Source organism: Ruminococcus flavefaciens (assembly GCF_900108555.1).
GTDB classification, from domain to species: Bacteria; Bacillota; Clostridia; order Oscillospirales; family Ruminococcaceae; genus Ruminococcus; species Ruminococcus flavefaciens_P.
The window spans coordinates 692,218-713,789 of the sequence record NZ_FNWV01000001.1; the positions used below are offsets into that span (position 1 = coordinate 692,218).

At 42.1% G+C, this 21,572-nt stretch carries 18 protein-coding genes; 6 read left to right on the forward strand and 12 right to left on the reverse strand.

The window, feature by feature from the left end; translation table 11 throughout:
• The first annotated feature begins 96 nt into the window (after positions 1–96).
• Positions 97–2,844 (forward strand): DUF6055 domain-containing protein, encoded by a 2,748-nt coding sequence (locus BLW60_RS02920; RefSeq protein WP_074714384.1) that lies wholly within the window; start codon positions 97–99, stop codon positions 2,842–2,844.
• Between the two features lie 59 nt (positions 2,845–2,903).
• Here the strand turns inward: BLW60_RS02920 and BLW60_RS02925 are convergent, their stop codons facing one another.
• The 5 genes from BLW60_RS02925 to BLW60_RS02940 form a co-directional block, all read right to left on the reverse strand.
• Positions 2,904–4,637 carry a sensor histidine kinase gene (locus BLW60_RS02925; RefSeq protein WP_074714385.1) on the reverse strand — a complete coding sequence of 578 codons (1,734 nt, stop codon included), beginning with the start codon at positions 4,635–4,637 and terminating at the stop codon, positions 2,904–2,906.
• 5 nt (positions 4,638–4,642) lie between these two features.
• Positions 4,643–5,317, reverse strand: coding sequence for a response regulator transcription factor (locus BLW60_RS02930; RefSeq protein WP_074714386.1), 675 nt, complete (start codon positions 5,315–5,317; stop codon positions 4,643–4,645).
• A gap of 424 nt (positions 5,318–5,741) precedes the next feature.
• Positions 5,742–5,903, reverse strand: a complete 162-nt coding sequence (locus BLW60_RS16965) for a hypothetical protein (protein WP_207645900.1) — start codon at positions 5,901–5,903, stop codon at positions 5,742–5,744.
• A gap of 886 nt (positions 5,904–6,789) precedes the next feature.
• Complete coding sequence (locus BLW60_RS02935) at positions 6,790–8,355, reverse strand: hypothetical protein (protein ID WP_074714387.1); 1,566 nt, start codon at positions 8,353–8,355, stop codon at positions 6,790–6,792.
• Positions 8,333–8,575: a hypothetical protein gene (locus tag BLW60_RS02940; protein ID WP_074714388.1), complete on the reverse strand. Its 243-nt coding sequence runs from the start codon at positions 8,573–8,575 to the stop codon at positions 8,333–8,335. The genes BLW60_RS02935 and BLW60_RS02940 overlap by 23 nt, the downstream gene beginning before the upstream one ends.
• 300 nt (positions 8,576–8,875) lie before the next feature.
• On the opposite strand from BLW60_RS02940, the gene BLW60_RS02945 reads away from it, so the two are divergent.
• Together BLW60_RS02945 and BLW60_RS02950 are read left to right on the forward strand one after the other, a co-directional pair.
• Positions 8,876–9,604, forward strand: coding sequence for an ABC transporter ATP-binding protein (locus tag BLW60_RS02945; RefSeq protein ID WP_074714389.1), 729 nt, complete (start codon positions 8,876–8,878; stop codon positions 9,602–9,604).
• Positions 9,605–9,616: 12 nt separating this feature from the next.
• Positions 9,617–10,543, forward strand: coding sequence for a SufB/SufD family protein (locus tag BLW60_RS02950; protein ID WP_074714390.1), 927 nt, complete (start codon positions 9,617–9,619; stop codon positions 10,541–10,543).
• 202 nt (positions 10,544–10,745) lie between these two features.
• Here the strand turns inward: BLW60_RS02950 and BLW60_RS02955 are convergent, their stop codons facing one another.
• From BLW60_RS02955 to BLW60_RS02970, 4 genes are all read right to left on the reverse strand, one after another.
• Positions 10,746–11,411 carry a nitroreductase family protein gene (locus BLW60_RS02955; RefSeq protein WP_074714391.1) on the reverse strand — a complete coding sequence of 222 codons (666 nt, stop codon included), beginning with the start codon at positions 11,409–11,411 and terminating at the stop codon, positions 10,746–10,748.
• A 119-nt stretch (positions 11,412–11,530) separates the two neighbouring features.
• A complete protein-coding gene (locus tag BLW60_RS02960) occupies positions 11,531–12,577 on the reverse strand; it encodes a D-alanyl-D-alanine carboxypeptidase family protein (protein ID WP_074714392.1) in 1,047 nt (348 codons plus the stop codon).
• 201 nt (positions 12,578–12,778) lie between these two features.
• Positions 12,779–14,368, reverse strand: coding sequence for a hypothetical protein (locus BLW60_RS17115; protein ID WP_074714393.1), 1,590 nt, complete (start codon positions 14,366–14,368; stop codon positions 12,779–12,781).
• Positions 14,361–15,068 carry an ABC transporter ATP-binding protein gene (locus BLW60_RS02970; RefSeq protein ID WP_074714394.1) on the reverse strand — a complete coding sequence of 236 codons (708 nt, stop codon included), beginning with the start codon at positions 15,066–15,068 and terminating at the stop codon, positions 14,361–14,363. The genes BLW60_RS17115 and BLW60_RS02970 overlap by 8 nt, the downstream gene beginning before the upstream one ends.
• A 184-nt stretch (positions 15,069–15,252) precedes the next feature.
• Between BLW60_RS02970 and BLW60_RS02975 the strand changes: the two genes are divergently transcribed.
• Entirely contained in the window at positions 15,253–15,816 is a 564-nt protein-coding gene (locus BLW60_RS02975) for a hypothetical protein (protein WP_074714395.1), read from the forward strand.
• A gap of 21 nt (positions 15,817–15,837) precedes the next feature.
• Complete coding sequence (locus tag BLW60_RS02980) at positions 15,838–16,545, forward strand: prolipoprotein diacylglyceryl transferase family protein (RefSeq protein ID WP_074714396.1); 708 nt, start codon at positions 15,838–15,840, stop codon at positions 16,543–16,545.
• Between the two features lie 95 nt (positions 16,546–16,640).
• On the opposite strand, the gene BLW60_RS02985 is transcribed toward BLW60_RS02980, so the two are convergent.
• Positions 16,641–18,056 (reverse strand): GGDEF domain-containing protein, encoded by a 1,416-nt coding sequence (locus BLW60_RS02985; RefSeq protein ID WP_074714397.1) that lies wholly within the window; start codon positions 18,054–18,056, stop codon positions 16,641–16,643.
• Between the two features lie 366 nt (positions 18,057–18,422).
• Here BLW60_RS02985 and BLW60_RS02990 point away from each other — a divergent pair, with 366 nt between their 5' ends.
• Entirely contained in the window at positions 18,423–18,626 is a 204-nt protein-coding gene (locus tag BLW60_RS02990; protein WP_074714398.1) for a hypothetical protein, read from the forward strand.
• An 84-nt stretch (positions 18,627–18,710) separates the two neighbouring features.
• On the opposite strand, the gene BLW60_RS02995 is transcribed toward BLW60_RS02990, so the two are convergent.
• Together BLW60_RS02995 and BLW60_RS03000 are read right to left on the reverse strand one after the other, a co-directional pair.
• A complete protein-coding gene (locus BLW60_RS02995; protein ID WP_074714399.1) occupies positions 18,711–20,954 on the reverse strand; it encodes a hypothetical protein in 2,244 nt (747 codons plus the stop codon).
• On the reverse strand, positions 20,954–21,526 hold the full coding sequence (locus tag BLW60_RS03000; RefSeq protein WP_074714400.1) for an RNA polymerase sigma factor: 573 nt from the start codon (positions 21,524–21,526) through the stop codon (positions 20,954–20,956). The genes BLW60_RS02995 and BLW60_RS03000 overlap by 1 nt, the downstream gene beginning before the upstream one ends.
• Positions 21,527–21,572 lie beyond the last annotated feature (46 nt).

Here is a 21,572-nt window from a genome sequence, read left to right on the forward strand (position 1 = left end):
TTGAATTTTTCTATAACTTGTGGTATAATATGGTTGTAAGTTTATCGGAGAACGGTAAACGCCTCCCCGTTTTCCGTGAAAAAAGGAGGAATTCAAATGGTCTTAAAAAGGCTGCTGGCTGCGGCTGCCTCCTTCCTTTTGGTCGGAAGCACTGCCAAATTCCCCACTACCATCGTTGTGGCGGCGGATGCAGAAGACGAGTATCTGTGCCGAGATTATCACGACTTCTCAGGCGACCAGCACTACATGGACAAGTACAACACTGCAACTTCCCAACATTTCCAGATCATCTGGGGAAATGACGATCAGACAGGTCTAATCAATGACACGTTCATCAAGCTCAACCTCGATCAACTTGAAAAATACCGCGAAATCTATACAACAGAGCTTGGCATGAATGACTCCTCTGAATCCGTTTTCACCCCCGACGGGAAAAAGTACAAGACCAACATTTATCTTACAAGAACGGGGCTTCCCGATTTCGAGGAGGGCTGGGCATACATGAGTGCCGAACCATTCACAGGATTTGCCTACATTTTCTGTGATCCTGCCGCAATGACGCAGGAGGACGGTACCGACTCAGCATCTCTCCCTCACGAATACGGACACGTTCTTACCTATCACTCAAAAGGCTGGACCGACCAGACTATCACAGGTCCCTGGTGGGAAGCAGTCGCAAACTGGTTCAAGGAGCAGTATTTCGATACCCTTGAAACTCCTACAACGCATTTTTTCCTTCCCTATCTCAGAAATATGAATCTAACTATCCCCCATGGAAGAATGTACTATGAGGCGTGGATATTCCTCCAGTATCTTTCCGAAAATCCTGACAATTTTGACGTTCTGGGCAAGGACTTTATCATGCGGCTTCAGACCGAAGCTAAACCAAACGAATACCCATTCGATACTATCGAAAGACTTTCCGGCTGTGATATGAAGGAGCTTATCGGTAGTTTCGCAAAACACATGGCTACCCTCGATTTCAAAAACAAGGAGCTGTACAACGAAGCCCTCAGCAAATCCCTCGAAGATCCCTTTGTATGGCAGCTCATATACACTCAGCCCGAGCCTGCTCCCGATAAAGAGAACTGTTACATAGTTCCCGAGGAAAAAGCTCCTATGCAGACAGGTCTGAATGTTATACCACTGAATATCGAAGGCAAACGTGTGTCCGTCACACTCCGCGGCATCTCCGACGCTGAAGAAGCCGACTGGCGTGCTTGTCTCGTTACGGAAAAGAAGGACGGAACAACTTATTATTCTACACTCTTCTCGGAAGGTACAAAGACCATTGCCCTCGACGGCACAGAGACAGCTCTTTACCTTACTGTAGCAGCTACTCCCGATGAAATTATCCCGAACAATTTCTATGACAAGGCTGAAAGCGGAGACGAATACTCATACACAAAAAGCGACTATAAACGCCGCTATCCCTACGAATTTGATATCAAGGGAGCTTCACCTATGTACCGTGATATCAAGAAAAGTATTGAAGGACATAAACACCCCAACGGCGGCGGCTTTGTTGCCGAGACTGTTGAGATAGACGACTCCGTTTACGTCGGACAGGACGCAATGGTGCTCGGAAACTCGGTCATCACAGACAATGTTGTTATCACAGACCACGCCGTAGTCAATAATGCCACTATTTCCGATAATGCAAGAATAAGCGATTATGCCTGTGTTTACGGATTTTGGTGGGCTACACCAACTATAAGCGGAAACGCTAAGATCGGCGAGAATGCCGTTGTTACCGCAGGTGCTTCTGTATCGGGGAATGCCCGTGTAATGGGCAATGCCTACCTCCTCGATGAATACTCCGTGACTGATAACGCTACCGTAAAGGGTACTGCTTATTGCTACGGAAAGGGAGTTGCCTCAGGTCAGGCTATACTCGACGGTGATTTCTACAATGAAAGCTCTGTTTCACACGGCGCAGCCTTTGGCTGGCTCGAATCAGACGAATACAACGAAAAGCTCCCGTATACTGACGGTCTGTATGCAGGATATGAATTTGACCGCAAGAGCAACGTATTTGCCTACGATACATACGGTGCTACGAACGGCATAATCAGAAATGCACCTCTCTGGCAGGAGCACCGCGCTACTGCGGACGGAGTAATAACCTTCAACGGAGAAAACCAGTACATCATCTGCGATAAGACTCTTGTGGACTACAAGAATATGGAGATATGCACTTCTGTTCTCTGGCGCGGCGGCAATGCCGATCAGCGTGTTTTTGATTTTGGAAACGGTACTTCAATGTACTTCACACCTGCAAACAAGGACGGCAGACCTGAGTTCGGCATCGGAGATACAAAGATAGTATCAAGGACCGAGTTTGAAAAGGGCGCATGGTATATTGTCCGCGTTATAATCAGCGATAATACCGCAAAGCTCATAATAAACGGAAAAACTATAGGAAGCGAAAAGCTTACCACACTTCCCGAGCAGACGTTCAGTCCGCTCACACGCTGCTATATAGCGCGCGGTCATTCGGGCAACTACTTCAATGGATCTATGGATTATTTCCGCGTATATTTCCATGAAGCAGACGAACCCGAATACTACTACACAGGAAAAGAGATACTGCTTTCTGAGCCTACACTTTTAGGCGATGCAAACTGCGACGGTATCGTTGACGACGAAGATGTCAGCCTTATAATGAAGGCTGTTGCATTTCCTTCAAGCTACGGCGTAAAGGGCACTAACCCGGCACATATTACTGTACAGGGACTGTCAAACGCTGACGTTTACGAGCCAGGCGGCGGACTTACAAATCAGGACGCTCGCTCAATAAGCAGATACATCGAAGGCGTTATCAAATCACTTCCGGAAAACTAATAAAAAAACTAATAAAAGCAAACAGGCTGCAAGTACATTTGCAGCCTGTCTTTTTTATATTACATCTCTATCATGGCTTTGAATTTTTTATCCTTGCAGCTCAGCTTCAACGCGAAGCCGTTCTGCACTGCGGCAGCCTCTGCAATTGATAGTCCCAGACCGCTGCTGCTCTTGTCGCTTCGAGCCTTATCGCCCTTTACAAAAGGCATTTTCAGCTCTTTAGTATCTATATCCTCGGCAGTATCGTTCTCTATGACGAATTCCTTTTTGCTTACAGTTATTTTCACAGAACCGTCATTGCGAGTGTACTTCACTGCATTGGATATAAGATTATCAACGGCAAGCGAAAGGGAGTCCTCATCGGCATTTACCTCACCGCTGCCCTCAATAGAAATTTCAATGCCGCGCTCTTCAAAAGCGTCTTTGTATTTCTCTGCACATTTCTCCGCAAGGGCTTTTATATCGACTTTCTTTTTGTTCAGTTTCTTTTTCTGTTCTGTTTCGCTTAGTTTCAGCGTTTTAGCGATTATATCATCGGTATAGGACACGTTGTTCATAATAGAACTGAGATATTGCAGCTCTTTTGCATCACCGCTGTCCTTGCGCATCTCCATAAGGTTCTCGGCATATCCGCCTATTACCGCAAGAGGAGTTTTCAGATCGTGCGCAAGATTGTTCGTGAGGGCTCTCTGATAGTCCTCAAAGGCGTACTGTGCCTTGTTCTTGACATTCCTGCTCCAGCAGCGCAGAAATGCGATGAATGTCAGGAACAGGAAGAATACCGTTACGAAGAAAATGTACATTTTTATTATAGAACGAGTCCATACATTGACTTTGTAATCCATGAAAAGGGTACATTTTTCGCCGTTAAAGAATACATTTCTGTGAATGATAGATTCATTTACCACAAACCTGTAATCACTTTCATAATTATACCCCTCACCATGATTATTGTAATTGTCATTTATTTCTTTATCCACCTTGCTCTTTTCAACGCCCCATATATTCTCAAATCCACAGCTCGGATATTCCGTTTTAACAATATCAGTATCCGAATATTTATCCGCATAGAACTCCATAAGCTCGAAGCCTTCTGCATCAGCATTTATTACTATCACTTCCGCATTACGAAAATGTTCTTCCAGACTTTCATAATCTTCTTCATCTTTTCTTATTTCATAGATCTTAATTTCATGAGGGATCATTTTATGCTCATCAATATTAATATACGCACTTATTATATCATATGAATAATAATGATCGTCGGAATATTCCCCCTGAATATGGTCGTTGACAAGCTTATCCACCTCGGGAATGTTGACTTCGGCAGGATCACAGTATAACCAGCAAATATCATCAGGTTTATCACCGAACCTGACAACACACCACATCTTTGCCGAATTTGTAGCTATAACATTTCCGCTGCTGTCAATAAGAGCTGATACTGCAATGCCGTTCTTATCGGTCATTGATGAAGCACCTCCTATAAACGGAAGTGTCAGTTCTTCATAAAGTACGTCATAAAAAGTACCAAACCCCATTTTCATAGATATGCCATTTATTTTATCTCCGAATTTTCCCGACTTTTCCTCATTGAACTGAATTGATTGTATCAGCTGGCTTTCAAAACGGCTCTGCTGCTTCTGTGCCTGCTCGCAGGCTAAATATTCTATGCCTAAATTGAGCAAAGCGGCAAAAGCCACAGTCAGTATAACGGGAAGTATCATCGCCTTTGCGAACATTTTTCCTAATGTTGTGCGTTTGGGTCTGCGTTTGAAAAGTCCTTTTTTCATTTTGTTCACTCCTTTGTAAGCTTATACCCCCGTCCCACAAGAGTCTTTATCTGCGCACCTGCGCTGCCGAGGGCTTTTCTAAGCTTTTTTATATGATTGTCCACTACGCGGTCGCTGCCGAAATAATCATAGCCCCATATCCTGTCAAGTAGAGTATCACGGGTGACTACCCAGTTCTCATGCTCTAAAAGATAGCGTAGTATAGCAAATTCTTTAGGCGGAAGCTCCACTTCTGTCCCCTCAGCAAAGCAGCGGAGTGTCATTGTGTCAAGGCTTATACCGCCGCAGTTCAGCACCTTGCTGTCGTCATTGCTGCCTGCACGGCGGACAAGTGCTTCACATTTGCTGTAGAGTACAGAGAGCAAGAATGGTTTAACGATATAGTCATCACAGCCAAGGTCATAGCCGTAGAGGATATCCTCTTCCCTTCCCCTTGCAGTTATAAAAATCACGGGTATATCGCTCCTCATGCGCAGCTGTCTGCACAGCGTAAAGCCGTCTGTTTCGGGCAGCATGATATCCAGCAGAACAAGCTCATAGTCCATATCATCGCTTCTGATGATATCAAAGGCTTCGCCTCCGCTGTTTACCGCAGATACTTCCGTACCTTTTGTATTGAAGTAGTTTTTGATGACCTCACATATTTCGGTGTCGTCCTCTATAAGCAGAATTTTTTTCATAAGATGCGCGCTCCTTATTACTTTAACTGTATTATAAGACTGCGATGTGTCTTTTGTGTATCCTTTTATTGTCTTTTGTGTAGCTTATTTCTATTTCATTATATACACACCATGCAAAACTGTCAAATTTCTCTCCAATGAAAATATGTAAAGAGCAAAAAACGATCAATGAATGTAATTTCAGGCAAAAAATGTCTTGTAATAGCCAAATATTTGTAATATAATAATGTCAGAAAGTTAAAAAAGACTTTCTTCAGCAGTCTCATTGAAAGCAGCTGACGACAGAGAAAAATACACGATGGCACTTCATGTGTAGGCGCATATGAAGCTATAAACAGCTCATAGCTACGGAACTGTATGTCATCGTAAGCGGTACTACAGACCTGAAAAAACATTTCGGAAAATGGGAGTGCGCAGGTCTTTTTTACGGCACATTTTGACCGCTTTTTTCAAAGTCGGAGCTTAAAGGTGCAATGTTTGGCTGCTGTGCAGATTTCGTATTCTCCTTGCTGTGATCTGTCCATGTGTCACGAGAGAAGCGAAAAATGCGGCAATTCTCCATCTGAACTGCCGATGATCTGCACATACTATGGAAAAACCTTACAACAGATCCAAAACTGATTATTACTCTACAATTTTGTACCCCCCCCTCCCTGAACCCTACCTTTTCCATACTAAAAACAAATAAAAAGACCGCTGGATCTCTTGTATACAGCAATAAATGTGATGTGTACCTGATAGATTCAGCGATCGGGAATTGGCGGGTTCTTCACTGCACCGCAAAAGTATTACAGAGAGATGAACATTTTATCCGCATATTCCTTAGGAGTCTGCACCTTCTCAGGATTACCGTTTATCATTGAACATACCACTCTTAACAGTTACAGGACAAAATATAAATGGTGAAAAAATGATAATGGTTTATAAGATTTGCTCTCTGAAAAGCTTTTATAATTGCAAAGGACGGAATATCAGAAAATAAGGCATCTGATATTTACGGCAGCGGAAAGATCGTGATGATTTATCCTGCGATACTTTCCGTCTCCGTATCGGGAAATTCTTTCCCATCTTAGTACACGCTTGACCCACCTCTCTGAATAATAGATAAGAAAGCCCCTATATGACCGAGGGGGCTTTCTTATTTATACAGCTCACGATAACCGTAATGCTTATATAGTAGATTTTATACTGATTATTGAGAGAACCCCTTTGTCACTGCGTGACATCTCCCCGCACTGTGGGAAGTCACTTTCAAACTCTCTCCCGAAAACTTCTGGTTTTATTTTTTCTCAGATAGGGCACACCGTTAAATAAACAAGCTTTGTAATAATTTGGTGTGTGCCCTACCTGAGAAAAAATCAGCTAAAAAGTCTTTGGAAAGGGGTTCGGGGGATAACCTTTCCTCAGAAAGGGTTCCCCCGATAAATTAATATAAACTGCTATATAAGAACCACAGCTACGTGAGCTGGTTATTATCCTACATACTTTATGTACATTTCACTTGGCTGTACTTCGCTGTCAACAGTTATTGTATTTGTACCGCTGTAGGTAGGTATAGCAGTATGAGTGTCCGCAAGTGATATGGTATCACCTGCTCCGAGGAAAGAATCCCCGAGATCGACAGTTACAGTCTGTGTCTGACCTCTGCTGCTGATATTTACGGGCAGGCTCACGTTATACTTCTCCCACGCACTATAGCCGTTCATATCACACGGAACAGCACCTGTTGTTGTAAACTCCTCAGCTTCAACGTCGGAGTCCACTATCATAAAACGATGATATGCAGGTTTGGAATATGACAATGATTCGTAATAAGCTTTATGAATTAAACCAACTTTGCAATCATGGTCAAGAGTGAATGTAATTTCATTATGGAAATAGTTTGGATACGGCGCACCGTCAGAGATTGTTTTTGTCTTGGAAGAAATACCACTTGGCAAAATATCTCTTTTCTGTATAATTACTGTATTGTTTTCTTCAACTAATGCGAACCATTCATTACCTTGATTACCCGTATAATTGAAATTGTCATCCACACAGCCAGTATAATCCTGTATACCAGTAGCGAGAGCAGGATTAAAGAAGCGGTTATTACCCCAAGTGTCAATCATAACTTTATAAGTGCCAGCTTTAAGAGTAGCATAGTAATTACAGAACTCATATCTTATAGGTCTTACGTCACAAGGTAATGCATAGTAATATTCCAACCTTCTTGATTGAGAATAGTTTAGACTTATCCATTGTTCATTATTTGTGACAAAAGTTCCGTTGCCAGGGATTGATTTCTGTGTGTAAGCAGAACAGCCAGTAAACACTGGAGTTACTGTACCAGGAGCTTTATATAATCCAGGCGCTATCTTAATGTCGTTATATGAAGAATTAAACATTCTTACCGAATAATCGGTATTAGGTTTAACATCTATTAAAAACGATTTACAACGCTTATTTAACCAAGACGCTTCTTGTCCGTATAAATTATACCTTCCATATTGGTCAAGACCACAAAACAGTCCTTGTGATTGTGCGGTTGAATCAGGAGTGTCGTGGCGAGTTGTAGTTCCTTGTGTTATCTCGGCATCAAACAATGTCGCAGAAGCATCGTAAGAGGTTGGTATTGTCGAACCTTCTACAAGCATAATATCACCTATATGAGAAGGCAATATCTCAGCATCTCCATTGTGTTTAAACAGAATCATCATTTTAGTTGCATCGCCAGTGTTAAATGTATAACCATCACTACTCTGCCAACCAGTAGTGCTAACTAAAGTACCCATCGAGCCATTCGGAATAGCCTCAAGGCGTGGTTTAAGATAGTTCTTCCCCAGCTTTCCAACTCCGCCTGCTGCTCCTGTTATGCTCCAGTCGAGCAGAGATGCTCCGTCAGAACGGAAACGAAGCGGAAGTGCCCTTGTGAGCTCACGTTCACCGAAATTGATCTTTCTTGAAGCAATAAGCTTTTTCAGATCATCGGCGGCAGCTCCTCTGTTTGCAAATAATATCTCGCGCAGGCTCGAATCATTCTCTGTTCGTCGGATCATACGCTTCACCCGTTGCCTGATTTACCCATTTTCCGTCGCCGCCGAAACCGTAAAGATCGCCCGTGCTTATCTCCCATGCAATTGTCCCCTGTGAGATAAGTCTGCCGTCAACTCCGTTTTCAGCAGGGAGATCGTTCTTTGTATCGACTGCAAGCTCTGCGATAACAAGTGATCTCTCACCATTGAAACTCATAAACTTTTCTTTTAAAATTGTAAGCATTATCTTGCCTCCTGAAAAATTATTTTTGAAAGTACTTTCATAAAGGGGCTGAAAAACCCGTTTTTTCAACGGAAAACCATTGAATATCGGAAAAATTTTTTTTAAAAATCCGGATAATGCGCCGCGATGTTAGCACATGATAACAGATTTTTTCGCTATTCTACGCCATATTCATCATATTATGATATAAATTCGGTACAATAATATAGCTGCGGTTATTGATTTTCTCTATAATAAGTGGTATAATTGATAAAGCAATAACAATGTAACTTTACGATCAAAAAGAATGGAGTTCTGAAAATGCTTGAACTGAAAAATATTTCCTTCAGTGCTGAAGACAACGGCTCAAATATTGAAATTATCAGAAATATTTCCCATACTATCGGTGACAACAAATTCGTTGTAATAACAGGTCCTAACGGCGGCGGTAAATCTACTCTCGCAAAGATAATTGCAGGTATCGTGCCGAATACAGGAGGTCAGATCATTTTTGACGGTGTTGATATTACCGAAAAAAACATCACCGAACGTGCAAGACTGGGTATCGGATTTGCTTTTCAGCAGCCTGTCCGCTTTAAGGGACTGACTGTTATCGACCTGCTCAGGATCGCCGCAGGCAAGACACTGTCCGTATCAGATGCCTGCAACTACCTTTCGGAAGTAGGTCTTTGTGCAAAAGACTATATCGACCGTGAGATCAATGCTTCCCTTTCGGGCGGTGAGCTTAAACGTATCGAAATAGCTACAGTCCTCGCAAGAGATGTAAAGCTTGCTATTTTTGACGAGCCCGAGGCAGGTATCGACCTCTGGAGCTTCAATAACCTTATCCGCATTTTTGAGAAAATGCGTCAGGAACGCCAAGGAAGAACTATCCTCGTTATCTCTCATCAGGAGCGTATCCTCAATATCGCTGACGAGATAATCGTTATATCTGACGGCAATATCTTAAAGCACGGCGACAAGGATATTATCCTCCCTGAGATCACAGGCACGGAAAACGCAACAAATATCTGTCATAAAATGGCGTAAGGAGGCAAGGATATGGAGCAGATAGATGCAGTTCAGAAAAGACTTTTTCAGGAGGTAGCCGATCTTCACGGTGTCCCCGAGGGAGCATATAACCTCCGTGCAAACGGCAAGGCATTAATGAGAAATACTACCGCAAATATCAACATACAGTCAAAAACTGATGTAAGCGGTATAGATATACGCATAAAATCAGGCACTAAAAACGAGAGTATCCATATTCCTGTTGTACTCAGCCAGAGCGGTATCAAGGAGGACGTTTACAACGACTTCTTCGTTGGCGATGACTGCGATGTTCTTATCGTAGCAGGCTGCGGTATCGACAACTGCGGCTCTCAGGACTCCGAGCACGACGGTATACACCGCTTCTTCATAGGCAAGAATTCAAAGGTGCGCTATGTTGAAAAGCATTACGGCTCAGGCGACGGCAGCGGTAAACGTATACTCAATCCTGTAACGGAAGTACACATGGACGAGGGCAGCACTATGGAAATGGAAATGGTGCAGATAAAGGGCGTTGACTCCACAAAGCGTACTACTATCGCAGAACTCAAGTCTGATGCAAAGCTTTTAGTCCGCGAGAGACTTATGACTCACGGTCAGCAGCAGGCTTTCAGTATCTATAAGGTAGACCTTAACGGCGACGGTTCAAGTGCTGATGTAGTTTCCCGTTCAGTTGCACGTGACGACTCTTACCAGAAGCTTGATCTGTGCATAAACGGCAGTGCAGCCTGCAGCGGTCATACGGAGTGCGACTCTATCATCATGGACAACGGCAGAATACTTGCAGTCCCCTCTCTTGAAGCAAACAGCGTTGACGCTGCACTTGTTCACGAGGCTGCTATCGGAAAGATCGCAGGCGAGCAGCTCATAAAGCTCATGACTCTCGGTCTTACAGAGGCTGAAGCCGAGGAACAGATAATAAACGGTTTCTTAAAGTAAAACCAAAAAGCCATAGCATTAATAGTGATGCTATGGCTTTTTGCAATTGTAAGGGCGGATAATATCCGCCTCTACAACGGGACGTCGAGGACGCCGTCCCCTACTATCGCCTAAACTTCTATATTAGCATTATGATCAATGCCATGGCTTTTTCTATTACATACAAGAAAAAGGGCGGATATATCCGCCCTTACTTTTTTAATCATGCACGGCACTTATGGCCTGATGCTGCTTCAAAATTGTACTTTACTATACCAAGATCAATTTTTGTCATCATACCTTTTTTGGCTGTAATAACAGCCTCGTCATTTTCAAGAGTAACAAAGAACTTCTGCTGATTAAGTGCGGTAGGTGCCATCATTGCTGCTACCATGCCATTTCTGAACCACGGCTGCATCTGATCTCCTCTGATATCACAGAGCTTCTCGATAGGCTTTGAACGATGCTTTGTTCCCTCATTTGCTCCGTAACCTATTGCGATAACGCATACGCGCTTTTCATCGTCAGGTATATCTACTCTGACCTTGCTTTTGCCGTATGTTCCTGCTACCCAACAGGTATTGAGTCCCATTTGCTGTGCTGCAAGTACTATCTTTTCGCCGTAGTATCCGCAGCGTTCATCGAGGTCTTCAAGTGATTTCTTTCCCGAGAGCACTATATAATTCCTTGCATTCTCGAATTTTCCGACGTGAGAAAGGAATGTGTTAAAACATTCGGGATCATCATACACTATCTGAAAACCCAGTCCGCCTTCTTCGTTGCACTCTTTGATCAGTATGTTGAGTTTCTCTTTAAGATCATCTGCTATTGGTTTATTGATAAATTGTCTTACACTGTGTCGTGCTTTGATCGCTTCTTTGATATCCATAATACACCTCGTTCCTGCAAAATTGCAGTTTTTATTATTCTAACACATTTTTTTATAAAATGCAATAGATTTTAGATGATATTACGGAAATAAATTCAAATATTTCGCAGAAATTCGCCTCAGAGTATCTGATATATCATATCCAGTGTATAAGCATACCTGTCATCGTCTGTATTACAGCCCACAACTACCGATATATATGTATCATCATCGTCCTCAAAGGCTGATATGAGACAGCTGCCTGCATTCTGGGTAGTTCCCGTCTTTACGCCTATGGCGTTCTCACAGTAATAGCTGCCGTTAATATCGAGGAGCTGGTTTGAATTCTGCCATGTGAATACCTTTCCTGCTGTAGAATAAACAGTCTTTTGCGGCAGCTTTACAATATCACAAAGCTCGGGCTCTGACATGACATATTCAGTGAGTTTAAGAAGGTCTGATACCGTTGTATACTGCTCATAATCGTCCCAGCCGTCAGGACTTACAAACGAGCTGTCCTCCATGCCTATTTTCTCTGCGAACTGTCCCATAAGTCCGCAGAAGCAGTTTATAGCTTCTGTATCGTTAAGGTCTGCATCAGGGAATACCTTTCTTGCCACCGAAACTGCCACCGTATGGGCTGCGTCATTTCCCGAAGCAAGGAACATTCCCGTTATAAGATCGCGGAGAGTAAGGCTGTCCCCCACTTCAAGACCTGCAAGGCTGGAATTTTCATTTACGTATGCAAGCTCAGAGCCTGCTGTGAATACCTCGTCCATATCAGCATACTGCATGGCAACTGAGGCTGTAAGCAGCTTTGTAAGGCTTGCGGGAGCTGTTTCTTCATATATGTTATTGCTGTATATCAGCTCGCCATTTTTCATGGAATATATGGCAGAAGCCTTGCAGTAGGGCAGATATTCCGTATCAAACTCGTATTTATTCTCCGATGCGGTCTGATGTCCTGTTTTTTCAGCCTCTTCGGTAGGTGCGTTATTATCTGCCGACTCTTTGACCTCTGTTATTTCCACAGCAGCCTCGCTGTTATTATCATTTTCCTTTGGCTCAGCATTGCCTTTTAGCGATAATATCACAATAAGCAGGATATCTATCATAAGTACCGAGAGAAGTATTATGAGGAGCTTTTTACTGTGTTCCTTTATCCAGTCGATTATTTTTACTGACAATAATATCCACCTTTCTTTTGATAATAAAAGATAATTCCATATAGAATAATCGTTATGTCAGCAAAAAAACTGACATTGTATTTCCTGTTTCAAGATGATAAGTCCACATCTATATATTTGAATTATTTCAGCATATATTTCAAGAGATTTTCCCGAACAAAAGCAGACCCGAAAAAACTTTTTAGGTCTGCTTTCTTATTATCAGCTGTGTATTCTGAAAGTTTTGGGTGCGAACTTATAGACAAGCAGGCAGGCTGCTATGATATACACCACACAGAAAATAATGGTAAGGATACCGAAAAGAAGTGTAGGAACGTGTAAATATATCATAAAGTAGCACACAAGATATGTCACCATAGTTATCAAACGGTATGTGCCATTCTTTATCTCTGTACCTGCATTATAAGGCTGGAGAAGATAGTATATGGTAAGATAATGCACGGAGAAGAATATACTCAGTGCACATATTGAAACAATAATGACTCCGTAGTTTACAGGATTATCAGTTCCGCCTGACAGGTAAAGCAGCAATGCGAGCCCGATGCCGCCGACTACCGCAGGAAGAAGATTTACCTTGATTATCTCACGCAGTCGTATACGGAACAATGTGAGTATGGACTTGGGCTCCTTATAGAAAGGATAGGTGAGCAGACTGTGGTCGCAGTTTACAAAAAGTGCCTGTGTGAACTGCATACCGCGGTTCACTGCATACATAACAAATACGAAATACGGGAGAGAATTGCTTATATACTTGTTTATCCCCTTTGCTTCCTTTGGAACCAAAATGCAGACGATACACATTAGTATAAGTACGATCGACAGAGCAAATGTTACCTTTATGGAGCTTTCCCACAATATCTTTTTATGACGCTTTACAAAAAGCTCATTGAGGTATTCAAATCCGCTCTTGTCACTGGTAATACCGGTATCGGCACTGATATTCTTCTGTGTGTTCTTCCGGAAATTCTGTTGCTTAACTGCCTTTGAGTCCATTTGAGATACGAACTCGGCATTGAGTATCTCCTTGTTAAGTGCGCGGTATTCTTTGAACTTCAATATATACGGCAGGGCGATAACTGCTGCTGCTATGACTGCCGCCATTACAGCGTAGGATACCGTAAGAGGTATCATATAGCCGAATACAGGCAGAATGTAAAGTCCCATTATGAACGCGATGCCAAGCAGCATGGTCAATACATTGAGCTTTGCCTTTGTCGCAAGCTTTTTGCCCTTTTTGAAGCGTATCATCTCTATGGGACATACTGCTGTCTTGGCTGCGATACCAAATACCGAAATCATCAGACATTCCCACAGAGCCATACCGTTATCGAGTCCGATAAAAATTGCAACCACAGTAAAGCCGATAAAATGCCTTGCGAGATTGAAGAAGTAATTGACAAGAGTGAAGCTCTTAGCGTCCATACCAAGCTGTATCATCGCATAATACTTGTGCTTCTCGGGAGTGAACATATAGTTATTCACAAATGCCCCCGCAATGGTAAGCGGTACAAGCAAGTGCAGGAAAAATCTCGGTGAGTCCGCCCTGTTTATCTCAAACACGCCGCACCAGACCGTAACTGCAAAAAAGAAATAAGCGATCTTGAATGCAAACATCGTAAAGAACTGCCAGAGAATAGATATGATATAGGCAAATACCTTGAAGCCTGTCATACTGTAGACATCAGGCGGAAAGATCTTCTTTATGAGCGGTATCTGTCTGAAACCGTGAAGGATAGCGTTGACACGGTATGTATTTTTCAGCTTGAAGGAAATAAGCAGGGTTTTAAGCATTGTTATCCTCCCTCAGTGCTGCGATTATCTTGTCCTTGAATTCGTTATTGTCAAGGTCTGACTTGTATACGGGTTCAAGTACACCGTGATTGAGAAGCACTATCTCATCGCAGAGATCAAGTGCAAGATCCATGATATGAGTCGAAAGAATAGTTATCTTATTACCTTTAAGTGTGCGGAGAAGCTGCTTCATCTCTTCGGCAACTACTACGTCAAGGGAGGTAAGCGGCTCATCGAGCAGAAGTATATTGGGCTGTGCTATGAAGTTTATGAGCATCTGCATCTTGTTTTTCATACCGTGAGAATAGTCCTTGAGGAGCTTGTCGCGGTCAATTCGGTCGATACCCATATAGTCGAAATATACGTCAAGGGGTTTCAAGTCGTGTATCTTGTCCGAATGTATCTCTGTAAAAAACTTCAGAAACTCACGTCCTGTAAGGAATTCGGGAACTGTGGGAGTAGAAAGCACATATCCTATATCCTCGGGGACAAGGTCTCTGCCGCCTGTATCCGTAAGAAGCGTATATTTTCCCGAATCAGAAGTGATATCACCGTTTATGCAGTTGAAAAGAGTAGTCTTTCCTGCTCCGTTCCTGCCGAGAAGTCCGTATATCTTGCCTGATTCAAAAGTGAATGTTATATCTCTTAGTACTTGTTTGTCGTCATATTTTTTCGATAGATCTTCAATAGAAAAGCGCATAATAAAGCCTCCGTTTATTTGTGTTCAATACACACTCCAATATAAATTATAGCAGTTTGCAGCACTTTAGTCAATAAGAAAAAATGATTACATATGTCACTGAATAAATTATTCCTGTCATCTTGAAAATACACGGAAGATATTGTAAAATATAATCAATGAAAGCCAATGGGGAGGCAGTATTATGATAATACACTTTTATGAGGTCAGGAATTGCACATATGATATGGTGCAAGGGATCCCTGCGATCTTCGCTCCCGAGGGAGTCGATACAGAGACATTGCAGAGACATTTCTTCATACAGGCATTGGACGGAAGATGGTTCCACTACCTTACACGTGAGGAATACTACTATCTTATGTCGTTCAGCGGGAGCGATGAGGTGGTCTTCAGCTTCGACAAGCCTGTAATGAACTATTATCCGCCTAATTATATGCCATACGCTCAGAACAGCGTTCAGGACGAGAACAAAGCAAATACCATGTGCGGTATATCCTTAGGACTTATAGGTCTGGGATTTATTGTCTCATCTGTGGCACCTGCTCTGACATTTCCGTGCTGGATAGCGGCTCTTGTGCTTATGATAATAGTCCGCGTTAATTATCCGCAGAATACATTCGGAAAAGTGCTTATGATAATCTACATCGTATTCGGCGTACTTTTCTTTATCGGAATACTTCTCGCAATGGCTGCCTGCGGAATGATAACAGGAGAGATACTGGACAGCTGCCACAATATCCCGGGATAACAAGGTTTTGGAGATGATATTATGACTTTGCACATTGACACTGACTGGGGTAAGATACCGCCCTATGCCATAATGATAATGCTGTCATTTGCAGCAGGTATCGGTTCTATGTTTTTTCTGAACGTAAAGAGCGGAGTCAGAAAACACATGGCAGGATATCTTTCCCTGCTCGCACCTTTTATGAGCATATTCTTCGGGCTGCTGCTCACGTATATAACTACTTTCGGAAAGGGCGTGGGACTTTCCTCTTTAGGCGGACTTTTCGGAATGTATGCAGCAGTTGTGACCATAGCACTTATAGGCAAAGACCGCCGCGAATTCATGTCAATGCTCACCAGCTGCACTCTCGTTGTGCCGCTGATGTACAGCATATCAAAGATAGGCTGTCTGTGCGCAGGCTGCTGCCGCGGAATAGCCTATCATGGAGCGTTCTGTATTGAGTACACAGGCAAAAGAACGGGAGATATCTGCGTATTCCCTGTACAACTTGCGGAAACTCTCCTGTTCTTCGCCATATTCGTTACGGGTATCATCTTATTTATGAAGAAAAAACAGAACACCGAGCTTTTCGTCATAATCGCATCTGTACTCGGCAAGGGCGGACTTGATTTCCTCCGCGCTTCTCACACGGATAAGATAATATCACTAAATCAGATACTCTGTATTGTTATTGCTGCCGTTGGGATAGTCGGCTATAAATACTTTAAAAAGTTGAGAGTTGAGAGTTGATGTGTTCGCTGTGCTCACATCAAGCAAACAAGCCCCGAGGCAAAGCCTCGGGGCTTGACTTTCATATAAACCAAACTCTGATAAAGGGAATTATTTTACCTGTGCTTTCGCTCGGGATATTTGCCGTAATAGCGCTTTTTATCCTCATACATTCTCTCATCTGCCGTTCTCATGGCTGCACGGATATCACCGCCATTGTCGTCACAGTAAAGACCAAGTGCAAAGCTGATATTATCGGGGTTTTCGGAGTCTTTCCTGAGCTTCTCCACACGCTCTTTAAGGACTCTTTCACAGACATCAATGGCGATAAGCATGAATTCATCGCCGCCTGCACGATATATCTCACACTCGGGGAAGGTCTCTTTCAACAGGGCTGCTGCTCCTTTCAGAAGCTTGTCGCCTTCCACATGACCTTCTTCATCATTTTTCTGCTTCAAACCGTTAAGATCGGCAAAGATTATGCCGAATTGCTGCGGTGAGGGCTCTCTTCCGGAAGTAATGTTGAAAACACGGTTGTTCATGGCGTTACGGTTATATATACCAGTAAGAAGATCAACGGAACTGAGTACCTCAAGCTTGTTGAGGAGCTGATAATTGGCTATCTCGGAAGCTATAAAGTAAGACGTTATCTCAAGGGTATCCTTGATCTTTGAAGTCTGTTCGATATCAAAATTTACCGCCCATATATATCCGAGAACCTCATTATTATGCTTCAGCGGGAATAATACTACGCTGTTAACACCTGCATTGTTAAGAGAAGCATACCATACAGGATTTCTTTCCTTTAACACCTGCATATCCTTTTCGTCCTGCACAATAAGGCACGAACTGCCTGCAATAGTATTTTTCCACGATTCAACAACATCAAAAAAGCCTTCTTTGATGTAAAAATCCATACGCCTTGTTCTGCTCTCGTCATAAACAGATTCAGCCAGCACGGAACATTCTCTCTCTTTGAAATCAGTCAGCAGTATACAGCATTGATCTGCACCGCATAGTTCTCTGATATCGCAAATGATCTCGTTCATAGTTTCAGTGAAGTTCTCGGTGCTTCTGAGCTTGATACAGGTCTTTATAACAGCAGAAGCTGTTTCAGCCGATGTATTTGCCATCATATCGGCATCGCTTTTTATAGTAAGCTCCTGAGAATATGAGCAGTACCCCATATTCGGATCATCTGATTTCAGCGGCATCATTACCATATTTATCCAGAAATCATATCTCTCAGGGTGGATATATGTATGCATTATCTTCTTTTTAACAGCACAGCTATAAACAGAGTCCTCAAAATTCAGGTCCTTTGGGATATACTTTTCATATAGACTATTTGGCACAAACTTGTTGTTAAGCATAGATGAAGAAGATACATGGTGGGGATCTTCTATCGACTCAACATAAGCCTTGTTTCCTGCAACTATTCTGATATCGCCATATCCGCCGTTCTCCAGCTTCTCTATAGAGATTATGCAGGTCATTGGTTCAAAATTATCAACATACTTTTGAAAGTCCATACTAACTCCTTTCTTAACTATTATTAAGATAAAGTTAATGTATCATTATGTTATATTATAGCATTTTTGTCGTAAAAAGTCCAGTGAATTTTATTTGAAAATACCAATAACTTATATGACTTAAACAACAGATTCAACTAAAAAGTCTGCATAATTTCATTTGATATATAAAAAAAGTATGTGTTTTCATAATAAAATACGAATAATATTTCTGTATAAAATCCACATTCGTTTTTGATTGTAATATATGCACAATGAGAAAGAAAAAAATTCGTCGGATTTACGATTGAAGGCAGTGATACATTATGGTATAATTTAAGTAACATATTACCAGAAGTCAAATTTACTGAAAAGGAGGGAAACGAAATGCAGCCAATACTTATTGTCGGGATAGCTCTGCTCGTACTGTTGATCCTTGTTTCTATGTTCTTTATTCACAAGAGCAAGCAAAGAGCTGATGAGGCTTATTATTCCGAACAGATCAGAAGAAATCAGGAGCGTCAGCGGCAGACCGAAGAAGCTGAACGTCAGAGACGTATGATGCAGCGTGAACGTGTGAGCAAAAATTGATATTGTATGAAAGACCGCTTTATAAAGCGGTCTTTTTCGGTATAGCTGCAAAAATGCCGTCCTCAAATGAGGACGGCATAAGCTTTATTCAGCTATAATATCTGCTATTTCCTGTGCAAGATATGGGTCATCGCATGAGAACCATAAGCTATTTGACAGGAAGTAATATGGGTATTCTTTATAGACATAGACATAATCAGCAGCTTCCAAACGCGGGTTTGCATTTTCGCCTGATGCCATATCTTTGAGTCCATAACCATCTGCACTGAAACGAATAGTTGTGCTGTTTTCTCCGCTTTGCACATGCATACCTATAAAATGATCAACTGTTCGTGTGGTAAAATCTACAAATCCGTTTTGTTCGGAAGGCATTTCTTCAAAGTCAGGTAACCGCCATTCCTTACTGTCAAGGAGAGAAGATATCTTCATCAGTTTATCGTCCGACAAATAATTTGTATATTGAACTAATTGTAAAGTGGCTTCCGTTTCTTCTCCGTACTGATCTTTAAATTTGTTATATAAGTCTACCTGATTATACGGAACATCTTCATTATTGACACGACAGCCCCAGCTTCCGTCATTCAGGAATGAGAAACTGATAAGCTCATCTCCCGAATTTTCACCAGACAGATAAGACTTTATCTTCTGTACTAATTCGGTATCATAAGCTCTATAGACCTGTCCCGTCTTTGAGCGAATGATCTCTCCCGAATCATTCTTTCTATATTCGGAAATTTCAGCTAATGTATACTCAGGAAGAGTCTGCAAGCTGACAATAAAATGCATTTTAGCATCTTCACTGTAAATAACTATGCTATCGTCAGCATTGATGTCAGCTTCATTGGTGATAGATTCATTCATGCTTTCTACTTCCCATTTGCAGGAATTTAATATATTGTATAATGCTTCTTTATCGTTATCTGTAAGATATATGTCCGTATCGTCTTTTACCTTCCAGTTGAAGAAGGCGAAATTATTTTTCGGTGCTGTTTCAACAGCAAAATCATCACCGAGTATCTCTCTTATCCTGCCTGCAAGCTCATCATAATTAATATCGTAAACCTTGATATTATCTCTTGTATGACCTTCATCTGTACATTTGTAATTGTAGTAACCTTCTAAATTACTTCCGTTATTAAACGTTTCAACGTGCATCGAATCATAAACAAGAATATTTGAATCCCTGCGCAGAGTGATATAAGCAAGTTCGTTGCCATTGAGGTATACAAAATCAAGTTTGTCCAAAGACTGGAAGTGGAACGGCATATCTTCAATAAACGGATCTCTGTCCTTTCTTTCCAGCGTCAGGCTGTTAAAGAGTTCGCCAAGCTGCTCACACTTATCCGAAGGTATTTTCCTGCCCTGAGTTACATACGCAAGATAGTCTTCGTCCGTAGTTACACTGATGTTTGTATGATCATCACTTGATACAGTTATTTCATGTGCAAAGAAATCATTGAACGGTACAGTTTCCTCAATTGCCTCTGTTGTTGGCTGCTTGGTTTCAGTGCCGAGTATTCCTTCAATAGTGGACTTGAAAAGATCATAGTCTATTTTCCATGCATTTACGGAGTAATCCTGTGCTGCCGCAACAAGTCTGCCGTCCTCGTCGGTATACTTACAGCAGCTGTATCGCAGTATACCCGTACCGTCTAACTCCTGTATATCTATACTTCTGATCTCGTTTCCGCTTTCATAGACAAAAGACGGTGCATTTTTAAAATCATCACCGGCAGCTTCTTCGTTATCTGCCTCTTTCAGCGACTGATTGATAGCAGATAATAAAACATCAGCGTCGGATATCTCTTCATAGTCGTAGTTATTCAGGAATCCGGCGATCTGTTCACGCTGCTCCTGTGTTATATCCTTGCCTCTGTAAAAATACACCTTGCCTTCTTCATCTGTCTCATTATCAATATATATTGTCTTTGGCTCTGAATTATAATGACAGAGCTGATACTCAAGCTCCGCAAAGTCACCGAAGGGAGCTGTCTTATTTGCGGTATCGGCATCTGTCATAGCCGACTCGCTGTTTCTGAAATGGTTGTACGCCAGCGCACCGCCGCCCAATCCGCCAATTACAAGTGCAGCGGCAGCTGCGACACTGAGAAATCTCTGCCACTTAGGTCGGCTGTATACTTCAACGCCGCTTACGACCTGTTCTGTTGTTTTTTCTGTCTGGTTTGATCTATCTTTGAATTTTCTTTCGCTCATACTGAATATCTTCTCCTTTTCCTTGAAATCACGAGGAGGATATTCTTCTGTGAGTCTGTCTATTACGCTCTGTTCTGCATTTTCCAGAAAATCGAGCTCGTTTCTTTCTATCATTAACTCACCTTCCCTTCACCGATATCCGAAAGCACATCTCTCAGCCTCTTCAATACACGGCTGAGCCTTTTTCTTACTGCATCTGCTTTCATTCCGACCATATCTGCTATTTCGTAAGAGGATTTTCCGTAATAATACTTCTGCATGATTATAGTCGAATCAGGTTCGCCGAGAGAATTTACCGCATCAAGAACTTCATGGGCGGTCTCCGCTCTTTCTGCGATCTCATCAACTCTCTCCGCAGACGGAATCTGTATGACATCATCGCCGTCAATAGATATCGTATCCGCCTTCCGTACATTAAGCTTACGGAACATATCTATCGAACGTCTCTTTGATATTGTTGCGACATAGCCTTTGATATTACCGCTATACTCCCTGTTGGGATCGTACTTCAAAAAAATATCCGAGAAAACATCACTGACACATTCGTCTATATCCTCCCTCGAAGCAAAACTTCTCAGACGGTTGAAAACTATAGTATAAACATAATTATAGTATTCATCGAATATAAGTCTGTGTGCCTTGTCAGGACTATTTTTTAAAAGCTCGCGCAGTTTTTCGTCAGTCATCTGATCCCTCCCCGCTTGTGTGATCTATTTTTTAAGCTGTTCAAAT

Coding starts and splice junctions, on each gene's coding strand:
- BLW60_RS02955 (WP_074714391.1), bottom strand. CDS start 11,411: ATGGATATCAAAGAAGCGATCAAAGCACGACACAGTGTAAGACAATTT.
- BLW60_RS03000 (WP_074714400.1), bottom strand. CDS start 21,526: ATGACTGACGAAAAACTGCGCGAGCTTTTAAAAAATAGTCCTGACAAG.
- BLW60_RS02980 (WP_074714396.1), top strand. CDS start 15,838: ATGACTTTGCACATTGACACTGACTGGGGTAAGATACCGCCCTATGCC.
- BLW60_RS16965 (WP_207645900.1), bottom strand. CDS start 5,903: ATGTGCAGATCATCGGCAGTTCAGATGGAGAATTGCCGCATTTTTCGC.
- BLW60_RS17115 (WP_074714393.1), bottom strand. CDS start 14,368: ATGCTTAAAACCCTGCTTATTTCCTTCAAGCTGAAAAATACATACCGT.
- BLW60_RS02995 (WP_074714399.1), bottom strand. CDS start 20,954: ATGATAGAAAGAAACGAGCTCGATTTTCTGGAAAATGCAGAACAGAGC.
- BLW60_RS02925 (WP_074714385.1), bottom strand. CDS start 4,637: ATGAAAAAAGGACTTTTCAAACGCAGACCCAAACGCACAACATTAGGA.
- BLW60_RS02950 (WP_074714390.1), top strand. CDS start 9,617: ATGGAGCAGATAGATGCAGTTCAGAAAAGACTTTTTCAGGAGGTAGCC.
- BLW60_RS02935 (WP_074714387.1), bottom strand. CDS start 8,355: ATGATCCGACGAACAGAGAATGATTCGAGCCTGCGCGAGATATTATTT.
- BLW60_RS02990 (WP_074714398.1), top strand. CDS start 18,423: ATGCAGCCAATACTTATTGTCGGGATAGCTCTGCTCGTACTGTTGATC.
- BLW60_RS02985 (WP_074714397.1), bottom strand. CDS start 18,056: ATGGACTTTCAAAAGTATGTTGATAATTTTGAACCAATGACCTGCATA.
- BLW60_RS02945 (WP_074714389.1), top strand. CDS start 8,876: ATGCTTGAACTGAAAAATATTTCCTTCAGTGCTGAAGACAACGGCTCA.
- BLW60_RS02970 (WP_074714394.1), bottom strand. CDS start 15,068: ATGCGCTTTTCTATTGAAGATCTATCGAAAAAATATGACGACAAACAA.
- BLW60_RS02975 (WP_074714395.1), top strand. CDS start 15,253: ATGATAATACACTTTTATGAGGTCAGGAATTGCACATATGATATGGTG.
- BLW60_RS02930 (WP_074714386.1), bottom strand. CDS start 5,317: ATGAAAAAAATTCTGCTTATAGAGGACGACACCGAAATATGTGAGGTC.
- BLW60_RS02940 (WP_074714388.1), bottom strand. CDS start 8,575: ATGCTTACAATTTTAAAAGAAAAGTTTATGAGTTTCAATGGTGAGAGA.
- BLW60_RS02920 (WP_074714384.1), top strand. CDS start 97: ATGGTCTTAAAAAGGCTGCTGGCTGCGGCTGCCTCCTTCCTTTTGGTC.